The following is a 9,585-nucleotide window of genomic DNA, read 5'->3' as shown; positions in this document are numbered from 1 at the left end:
GCAGCTGTTGTTGTTCCCAACGGCACTTTGTTTGGTGACGGTGTAGCCGCGCGAATAAAAGAAGAACTACTGAAAAACTTTAATCTGCATACCATCGTCCGCCTACCGGAAGGTGTATTTGCTCCCTATACCGATATTCCAGCTAATTTATTGTTTTTTGATCGTTCGGGCCAACACAGGATATTTGGTATTACCAGATTCCTACCCCAGAAGGCCGCAAAAATACACCAAACCAAGCCCATTCAAACAGATGAATTTACTATTGCCTGAAATGGTGGCAAAACGGGAAGTGATCAATTCGCCGGAAAACTACTGCACAGGAAATATTGAAATATGATGATAAACAGCAATTGATCAGCGTTAATCTGGATATAAAAACCCGCATAGCCTAGAGGCTCTGGAGCATAGAGCACCGATAGAATTGGCAATAGTATTATTGAAAAAGAACAACATGTTCTCGAAATTTTGCAAATATTCAAACTTTACTCTCTTAAAAAGATGGAAGAATTAGCAAAAGAACATCGAGTTCGAGATTTTGTTCAACAAATAGATCGATTTGAACAAGTTGATCCAGAAAAAGAGTATCAATTGTAGGAATGCGTTCTCGTATTGCTGGACCGTTTATACGAGAAACAAAACAAGGAACTGAAGTTTCAGCAAGCAAACTCAATAAAGTCAAGCAAGGTGATTTTATATACAGTCGTTTATTGCTTGGCAGGGATCATTTGGTCTCATTCCAGCAGAAATGGATGGCTGTTATGTATCCAATGAATTTCCCATTTTTAATCTTGATAATGAAAAAATAATTCAGAATATTAGTTTATTGGTTTGCGTTACCTCATATCCAAAACATGTAGAGGCAGATTGTTCTGGCTCTACTCCTGGAACCCGAAACCGATATAAGGAATTTTTTTCTAAACTTACATTACCTTTACCCTCAATTGACGAGCAACAATCAATCGTTTCCAATATTCAGTCTGTGTCCAAAAAATCAATGACGCTAAGCGACTTCGCCAAGAAGTTTTAGATGATGCTCAAGCAATGCTATCAAGTGCCTTTCACCAAATATTGAAGGTGCTGAATATCAAACTATGGAGCAGGTAAGTCCAATTGTGCGCCGTAAAATTGAAATCGGAATTGACGGTGAATATCCAGAATTAGGTGTCAGGTCGTTTGGTAAGGCACCTTTCATAAACCAGTTTTGAATGGTATGATGTAGGAACGAAAAAACTTTATCACATTCTTCCTGGTGATCTGATATTTAGTAATGTTTTTGCATGGGAAGGGGCAATCGCGGTCGTTAAAAAGGAGATAAAAACCGTACAGGTCACACCGTTTTATTACCTGTGTTCCCAAGATAAAATAACAACGTCTGATTTTCTTTGTTTCTATTTTTAACTGATGAAGGTATCGAAAAAATAGGCTATGTCACCGTTAAGTATTGAAAATCACCAGAGCAGAATGTAACAATTGCTCAGGGGTTAGATTGTGGTTCCGATCCATAATTCTGCACCAAGCCAATAATTAGGTAAATACTTGGTGGCTACACATGAAAGCGGTCTAGCCATGATTTAAAACGGTGGTGGTATGCATTGACATTTTGTATATGATAGGCCCCTTTAGTCACCCGCTGCCCTTGACTCATGTTAACGATTTCATGAGATACTTTTTCAGCTTTACAAAATGCACCATAAGTTGGATTGCTATCACTCACAAGGAGGGCATCCTGGTCTAGTATTGGCTTTAATGCGTATCAAGAACAATTTTGCTTATTGGGCCATTACCTGTCACAAAATCTACGGTTTGTTTTGAGCGATCACGAGCAATTAAAATGCAAATTTGCTCATCAGAAATCCCTCGCTTAGTCGCACAGCCCCTCGTTTCCTTGGTTGACGATTGAGATGGCGTTCTCCTTTATGTGACTCAAGTAAGTAGGTTTCATCAGCTTCTGTAATGCCATGAGAGCACTGGGACGATCCTGCTGAATCCAGCTTAAAAACGGTGCCGCCATCGAAAGGTTGTATTTCGATGCACATTAATTTCTTTAGCTGCCTGCCGGACAGTCAATGATTCTGCGATAGCTCCTAAGTAATCAAGCACTTTGACTTGAGGCGTAGATGAGCAAGAGGCGTTCCTGTCAAAGCATTAAATGTCTTTTTGCAGGCTTTACAGCGGTAGCGCTGAAGGCCATCTTTTATTCCATGCCTGTGGCTTTCGGTATGGGAGCAATGAGGGCATTTACCTTTGCTATCAAATATTGTTTCAATTAAATCAAAAACCTTAGGTTCGTCCTCTAGTTGATCCAGTGCTTTCGTTAGAACAGTGCGTTGATGGTGGTCAAGTTGATTTATTTCGGAAATGAACTCTAAAAACTCTGGGGCTTTCATAACTATCTCCTTAATTTACATGGGCTTTATTTACTTATACGCTCTTGTTATATGAAATTCCATACTTTACGGTGACATAGCCAAAAAATAAGAGACGCTTCCCAGGAGGAGCAGGTCGAAACCGAACATTAGGTTTAAAAAAGCTAGAACAATTAACAGTCCCAGTTCCTGATTACGATAAACAACTCTGGTTCAATTCTCTTCAAGCAAAAGTGGCCGACATTAAAAAAGCTCAAGCAGATAACCAAACCGAATTGGATGCCTTGCTGCCTGCGATTCTTGATAAGGCTTTTAAAGGAGAATTAGTTTAAAGCACTTTCAAATCAAATAGTCACTGGAACGGCTATTTGGTTTTCAACAGCAGTATAAATATCTGTTTCCACTTCCGGTGTTTTAATACTGACAACTAATGCATAACGAGCCGATTTACCCCAGCGTTCAAAATTGGCTCGCTCTTTCCACCACCCTATTACAGGATAGACAGCAATATACCCTTTTTCTGCAAGTGCTGAAGCTGAGCCCAGAACTAAAGGGGTCCAGAACTTAAGGGGTCAAACCCCTTTCTGCTGAGAAATACTATATAGTTGATTTATTGCGTTACGCCACAACATTATGAACCTAAAACTCTAACCGCTTGCCAATACCTTTTCGCCAGTAAGAGTTATCTAGGTGAGAGATGGATACACCTTTCTTAGTAGATACATGCATAAACTTCTTTTGTTCCAGATAAATACCGACATGCCGTTGCCATATACCGGTTTTAAAAAAGACTAAATCACCTGCCTTTAAGTTATCTTGAGAATAAATTTTTATGCCACTTCTTACTTGCTGCTCAGTAGTACGGGGTAACTCAATAGAAAAATTATCAATATAAGTAAGGTAAACAAAACCAGAGCAATCAATACCATCCTTAGATAAACCACCCAATCGATGTTTAACAGATTTCCATTCAGAAAACTGTGCATATAAAACCTGCTTCACTTTGTTTGTAGCAACTATTTTAGTTGTTTTCACCGCGACATTATTATTGGCGCAACCAGCTAATAATAGAATAAAAGAGGTAACTGAAATAATCTTAAGTGTTTTGTATGTCATACGCACTCCCAAATAGCAACTAAAGGGGTCAGACCCCTTCTGCTCTTTTGTGAAACGGTTCAATTTATTTATGCCGTGTGATTATCATTTTTGGACCATTATTTAAGAGTTTATACTCTTAGAGGGTTTAAATCTCGTTAAATATTAACAAGATTTAATGAATAACATACAGACAGAAGCACCTTTTTCACGGCTAACTGAATGAAAGTAAATCAGTATATAAATTGAGTAGCTCCTCTATAATCAGCGGTTATAGGCAAATTTTATACATCTTTTGTAGCCTACATTACAGTTTTTATGACATCGTATAATTCAAAGCTTAATTTGCCCTTTTTGAATATGAATAAATTGCTCTCTAAAATTGGTAAACATATCAATATTTTTCTTATCCGTGATTACGCTGAATATCTGCTGGCTTTGCTAAAAAGTTGAAAGGCTTTGCAATGTTAGCCTCCTTATTTACAATGAAGATAATTTCCATCATTTTTAGGACTTAACATGAAAATTTTAGGCGTAGATATCGGCGGTTCCGGGATTAAAGGAGCCATTGTTGATACCGGAACAGGAAAATTCGTAGGCGAACGTTTTCGTATCGATACACCGCAACCTGCCACTCCCGAAGCTGTGGCTTCTGTACTTACCCAGCTGGTTAAGCATCGCGAATTCAAGCAATTAATGCAACACCCTGTGATTTATTTATATCAACCCCCGTTATTTGGCAAAATACTTCCCATGGAGTTCTGTAATTTAACCCTTTTCTTGGACGATGATTAAGTGCTGTAATTGCACTATCAACCTCATCTTGAGTTACCTTATCCAAAGGTTCTTTTTTAGGGAAGTATTGCCTTAATAAGCCATTGTGGTTTTCATTTAAACCTCGTTGCCACGAATGATACGGTTTGGCAAAATAAGTGCCGCAGTCGAGTGTTTTTGCAATGGCTTCATGCCCACAAAACTCACGTCCATTATCAAAGGTAATCGTGTGAACCCAACGTTTAAAAGGCTCAAGAGCATTGATAATCGCCTCTTTCGTTAATTCAGATTCTTTACGCTCAATTGAGATGGCGAAGTTGAGCTTTGAGACCCGTTCAGTCAGCGTCACCAATACGCCTTTATGTCCTTTACCGATAACAGTATCTGCTTCCCAATCACCTAAACGCGTTTTATCATCAACCACTTGTGGTCGCTCATCAATATCAACACGGCTGGGTATCGTTCCGCGATAATCATTTTTTCCATATCGCTTACGATAAGGTTTGGCTTGATGCCTCAAATAAGTATACAAATCGCCACCGGCTGCTTTGTTAGCTAAAATATAACGGTAAATAGTCTCATGACTGACGGAGTCCTTACCTTGTTGTTTTAAGCGTCCTGAAATACAGTCAGGACTCCATTTCTCTTTGATTAAAGGCGTTATTATCTGTTGTAACTCAGCCGTCATCTTGATGTTTTTGGGCTTATCAATATGGCGTTGTTTAGCTATTCTCTCAGCTTGCTTGTAACGATAACCACACTGACCTGTATTACGCGTAATTTCACGTCCAATAGTCGATTTATGACGCCCCAATGTGATGGCTATTTGATTCTTAGAAACGCCTTGTTTTAGTTGCGTATAAATGTAAAATCTTTCCTCTTGGGTTAGATGGTTAAACGTGTTCATTGAGCACCTCTTTTTAGTTTCAGGTTTTAGTCAACGGAAACTATACCATCTAACCCTTTAAAGAGGTGTTGCAGTTATTATATGAATTCGGGCATTTTGACTGGAACGGTCCGGTCGGTTGTGGTTTTCCCGCTGCTATTCAACATGGTATAGCCCGGACGGCAGCCAACCTTTCTGATGAATTTATCGATACTAATATCGATCATTTGTTTTCCGAAATGACGGGTTGTCCATGCTACTGTCTTAACGACGCCGATGCTGCCGGAATCGCGGAAATGAATTTCGGCGCCGGAACCGGTGAATCCGGCGTAGTACTACTGGTTACGATAGGGACTGGTTTGGGCACAGTATTCTTTACCGATGGCGTATTGTTACCAAACAGCGAATTAGGTCATGTGTATATGGATAATGGCAAAGAAGGGGAACATTTTGCGTCTGACACGGTGCGTAAGGCCGAAGAATTAGGCTGGAAAAGCTGGGGAAAACGCCTGAATAAATACTTAAGCTATATGGAAGCCTTGTTCTGGCCCGATTTGATCATATTAGGCGGTGGTGCCAGCAAAAAATTTGATAAGTTCAGCAGTTTATTGACACTGAAAGCCAGGGTAAAACCGGCCCAGTTATTAAACCAAGCAGGCATCGTAGGAGCGGCATTATACGCGCGGTCAAAGCACAAGTAATAGTTCGAGCAGTATTGTGAAAATTATTTTGGCTCTATTTGAAATACAATGGCTCATCAAATTTCAACTAAAGCTGGTAGAGTAATAGATACAATAACTAGCAATAACCAGAGTAAGAGTAAACTTAAATTATTTATTTACTTTTTCCTTCCGCCAGGCAGGATTTAAACCGACCTTACCAAAGCGTCCCATTCGTTTGTAGCTAAAATTAAAATAGCGCACAACTGACTGCCCAATGATTGCATCATTAAACTTACCGCATTATGAGCTCTCTGCGTATACAGCAGATGCATATAATTGATCATCAATAACCAGGCTGAAATCTACTACATATGTTTTTTGAGTCATTTTTCAGCCAAGCTGCATAAGCGGCAAGATCTTGCTCGCTAGCAATTCATGCTTGTCGGTTTTTAACATGCACATAGTGGACTCTGCTCACGAATTGCGAATTCATAAGAATCATTCAAAGCGGCAATAAGTAACCTGGTAGTGGCTGTATATAATTTAGGTACTATTTTGTTACGCTAATTAATATCACCACTCGCTGCAGGTTCGGGGATTATTTTCTGCCCTGGCACTACGGCTGTCGGTATAGGTTCTACTGGTGCTGGTGCTGGTGCTGGTGCTGGTGCTGGTGCTGGTACATTTTCAATGGGTATTTTCTTTTTAGTAAATTCATCCTGTCTAAAAAACTTCAGAATTATATGAGAAATCAATTGATACTGTTTTGTATCAAAGATACGTTCTCCTTCTTCAACAGAGCCTAGCAACACCTCTATATTTTTAGGGTTATTTGCCGCTTTTTCATAGTCAGTTAGAATAGCATCAAAGCGCTCTTCCTTTTCATTCGTAATAAATAACACGTAGCCTTTTATAAGCTCGGGTTGTGCAATTTTAGTCGGTGATATTAAAATCATACGGTTAATGCTACCCTCGTCAGCATAGACACTGGCATCAGCAACTGCAGCACCTCCTATTCCGCTGCCTAGAAGAAAAATTTTCTCTAGTTTCGGATGGTTTAGTTGCAAATACCGAATAGCACCCAGAATATCTTCATACAAGTTCTTGGGCTTATCGCCTTGAGTTGAGTTACCAAAGCCTCTATGGTTAAGAATTAATAAACTAAAATTCTTATCTTCTAAGCGTGTTGCTATTTTCCCCCAATTATCCTTATCTGAATTAACACCATGAGCCATAATAATGGCTTGCGGCCCACGTTTTATATAGGTAGCCTCAATTTGGGCATTATCTGCTGTTGTAAATGTAATGTCAGACGCACATACCATTGCGCTAAAAAAAGGTAGAAACAGTAAAAAAATTATACGTATCATTGAACTCTCCAGTTAAATTAAACCATCAGAATATTATGTTCATTTAGCTTACCAATACACGCCGGAATGGTTATTGCCTATACTGAACTTTTTAAAATACCCGAATTCATATAATAACTGCAACACCTCTTTAAAGGGTTAGATGGTATAGTTTCCGTCGACTAAAACCTGAAACTAAAAAGAGGTGCTCAATGAACACGTTTAACCATCTAACCCAAGAGGAAAGATTTTACATTTATACGCAACTAAAACAAGGCGTTTCTAAGAATCAAATAGCCATCACATTGGGGCGTCATAAATCGACTATTGGACGTGAAATTACGCGTAATACAGGTCAGTGTGGTTATCGTTACAAGCAAGCTGAGAGAATAGCTAAACAACGCCATATTGATAAGCCCAAAAACATCAAGATGACGGCTGAGTTACAACAGATAATAACGCCTTTAATCAAAGAGAAATGGAGTCCTGACTGTATTTCAGGACGCTTAAAACAACAAGGTAAGGACTCCGTCAGTCATGAGACTATTTACCGTTATATTTTAGCTAACAAAGCAGCCGGTGGCGATTTGTATACTTATTTGAGGCATCAAGCCAAACCTTATCGTAAGCGATATGGAAAAAATGATTATCGCGGAACGATACCCAGCCGTGTTGATATTGATGAGCGACCACAAGTGGTTGATGATAAAACGCGTTTAGGTGATTGGGAAGCAGATACTGTTATCGGTAAAGGACATAAAGGCGTATTGGTGACGCTGACTGAACGGGTCTCAAGGCTCAACTTCGCCATCTCAATTGAGCGTAAAGAATCTGAATTAACGAAAGAGGCGATTATCAATGCTCTTGAGCCTTTTAAACGTTGGGTTCACACGATTACCTTTGATAATGGACGTGAGTTTTGTGGGCATGAAGCCATTGCAAAAACACTCGACTGCGGCACTTATTTTGCCAAACCGTATCATTCGTGGCAACGAGGTTTAAATGAAAACCACAATGGCTTATTAAGGCAATACTTCCCTAAAAAAGAACCTTTGGATAAGGTAACTCAAGATGAGGTTGATAGTGCAATTACAGCACTTAATCATCGTCCAAGAAAAGGGTTAAATTACAGAACTCCATGGGAAGTATTTTGCCAAATAACGGGGGTTGATATAAATAAATCACAGGGTGTTGCATTAATTGCTTGAATTCGCGATATGCCAAGCTCTTGCATCAAGTGGAAGAGCCAATAAATCACGCAAGATTGAAAGCATAGCATAAACAGAGTTTCATGCGCGGAATTGCGAATCCAAAAGAATGAGTCAAAGAGTTAGCACTCTAAAAATAGTTAATCAGGCGGGTATTGACAAAAAATTCATTTCCTTAGGCTATCTCACCGTTAAGTGTTGAAAATCCCCCAAGAGTAGAATGCAATCATCATTCAGCCAACAGGTGTATTGACTTAGAAGGAAACTTGGCACCCTAGGTTGGCCTGCCTCTTTTCGCAACTCAACTCATGGACGGTAGATATTGGATTGCAACAGCACCAACCCAAGCTATACTGCTACGCTATGGTGATTGCCCCCAACAAACTCTATTACCCTCAGCTCATATCTCGCCCCCAAATCATGCTCCTGCACCCAGACTTTTTGCTGTTTGCGTAACAAAATCCAAAGCGTATTAATTACAGGTTCTTTACTTGCATTCAATGCCTGCTGACATTCAGGTAGTTGTCTGGCATAAAGCTCGGCATTACCTTTTTCTTGCAGTAATACGTCTAATTCAGACAAGTTCATGCACATTAATCCGACAACATGCGGAAACGAGCTAGCGATCAACAGGCTTTTCAGATCAATATCCAGCATGGCAATCACCGGTAAAATTGTCGCCGTGAGCAATAGTCTTAACGTTTTTTCACTGTAATAATTATCCCCACGATAAACCACTAATGGCTGATTATATTCGGTGGGTAATTGCAGTTTAATCTGCTGTAGTTGATCAAAACAGCGGTAATTTTCGATGACTAAAATACAGTTATGTTCGATACTTTCTAGCTGATCCAGGCACATATCCATATGGCCATTTGCGGGTAAAATATATTGTTGTTGATTAATCTTGAGTGGCTGTCCTGCCAAGGGTTTCAACGCTAAACGCTGATCTTTTACACTTTTTCCCGCCAATTTTTCATCAGTGCCATGCTCTAATGCTTGCTCTCGGTGCATATTGGAAAAATCAGCTACAGTTGTTTGCTGTAAATTAATACCTGTTTCCAGCCGAATCATTTCCTGTAACCTGGCTCGGTCGCTTTCCCTGAGGTTTAATTTTGTACCTTGGGGTAAGCCGATGGCATATTCAGCATGAAAAAATTGCCAGCTTTTGTTTAAGGGCACTTGCTCATGCTTTGCCTTTATTGCCTTTTCGGCTACGCGTAACAGGGTTTTATTTAGTGCCAT

Annotated in this window: 9 protein-coding genes and 1 pseudogene; 5 read left to right on the top strand and 5 right to left on the bottom strand. The window is 39.6% G+C overall.

Annotation, left to right across the window (positions count from 1 at the left end; translation table 11 throughout):
* The 3 genes from AU255_RS19610 to AU255_RS21530 form a co-directional block, all read left to right on the top strand.
* Positions 1-270 (top strand): N-6 DNA methylase (locus AU255_RS19610; protein ID WP_233144760.1); only part of this gene is annotated, 270 nt, incomplete at its 5' end.
* A 326-nt stretch (positions 271-596) separates the two neighbouring features.
* Positions 597-806 carry a hypothetical protein gene (locus AU255_RS20575; protein ID WP_080524568.1) on the top strand — a complete coding sequence of 70 codons (210 nt, stop codon included), beginning with the start codon at positions 597-599 and terminating at the stop codon, positions 804-806.
* A complete protein-coding gene (locus AU255_RS21530; protein WP_143736035.1) occupies positions 746-1,027 on the top strand; it encodes a restriction endonuclease subunit S domain-containing protein in 282 nt (93 codons plus the stop codon). The genes AU255_RS20575 and AU255_RS21530 overlap by 61 nt, the downstream gene beginning before the upstream one ends.
* Before the next feature lie 396 nt (positions 1,028-1,423).
* Here the strand turns inward: AU255_RS21530 and AU255_RS19600 are convergent.
* The 3 genes and pseudogenes from AU255_RS19600 to AU255_RS19585 all read right to left on the bottom strand — a co-directional run bounded on the left by AU255_RS19600 (position 1,424) and on the right by AU255_RS19585 (position 5,142).
* A pseudogene (locus AU255_RS19600) lies at positions 1,424-2,387 on the bottom strand (IS1595 family transposase).
* A 618-nt stretch (positions 2,388-3,005) separates the two neighbouring features.
* Positions 3,006-3,482, bottom strand: a complete 477-nt coding sequence (locus tag AU255_RS19595) for an NlpC/P60 family protein (protein WP_080524567.1) — start codon at positions 3,480-3,482, stop codon at positions 3,006-3,008.
* Positions 3,483-4,146: 664 nt separating this feature from the next.
* A complete protein-coding gene (locus AU255_RS19585; protein WP_143735847.1) occupies positions 4,147-5,142 on the bottom strand; it encodes an IS30 family transposase in 996 nt (331 codons plus the stop codon).
* 65 nt (positions 5,143-5,207) lie between these two features.
* On the opposite strand from AU255_RS19585, the gene AU255_RS19580 reads away from it, so the two are divergent.
* Complete coding sequence (locus tag AU255_RS19580; RefSeq protein WP_080524566.1) at positions 5,208-5,822, top strand: ROK family protein; 615 nt, start codon at positions 5,208-5,210, stop codon at positions 5,820-5,822.
* Between the two features lie 524 nt (positions 5,823-6,346).
* On the opposite strand, the gene AU255_RS19575 is transcribed toward AU255_RS19580, so the two are convergent.
* Positions 6,347-7,153, bottom strand: a complete 807-nt coding sequence (locus AU255_RS19575) for an alpha/beta fold hydrolase (RefSeq protein ID WP_080524565.1) — start codon at positions 7,151-7,153, stop codon at positions 6,347-6,349.
* 191 nt (positions 7,154-7,344) lie between these two features.
* Here AU255_RS19575 and AU255_RS19570 point away from each other — a divergent pair, with 191 nt between their 5' ends.
* Complete coding sequence (locus tag AU255_RS19570; protein ID WP_143735968.1) at positions 7,345-8,340, top strand: IS30 family transposase; 996 nt, start codon at positions 7,345-7,347, stop codon at positions 8,338-8,340.
* Positions 8,341-8,688: 348 nt separating this feature from the next.
* Here the strand turns inward: AU255_RS19570 and AU255_RS19565 are convergent, their stop codons facing one another.
* Positions 8,689-9,585 (bottom strand): DUF7281 domain-containing protein, encoded by an 897-nt coding sequence (locus AU255_RS19565; protein WP_080524564.1) that lies wholly within the window; start codon positions 9,583-9,585, stop codon positions 8,689-8,691.

The sequence above is a fragment of the Methyloprofundus sedimenti genome, from assembly GCF_002072955.1.
GTDB lineage: Bacteria > Pseudomonadota > Gammaproteobacteria > Methylococcales > Methylomonadaceae > Methyloprofundus > Methyloprofundus sedimenti.
This window is presented reverse-complemented; position numbering and strand designations above follow the sequence as displayed.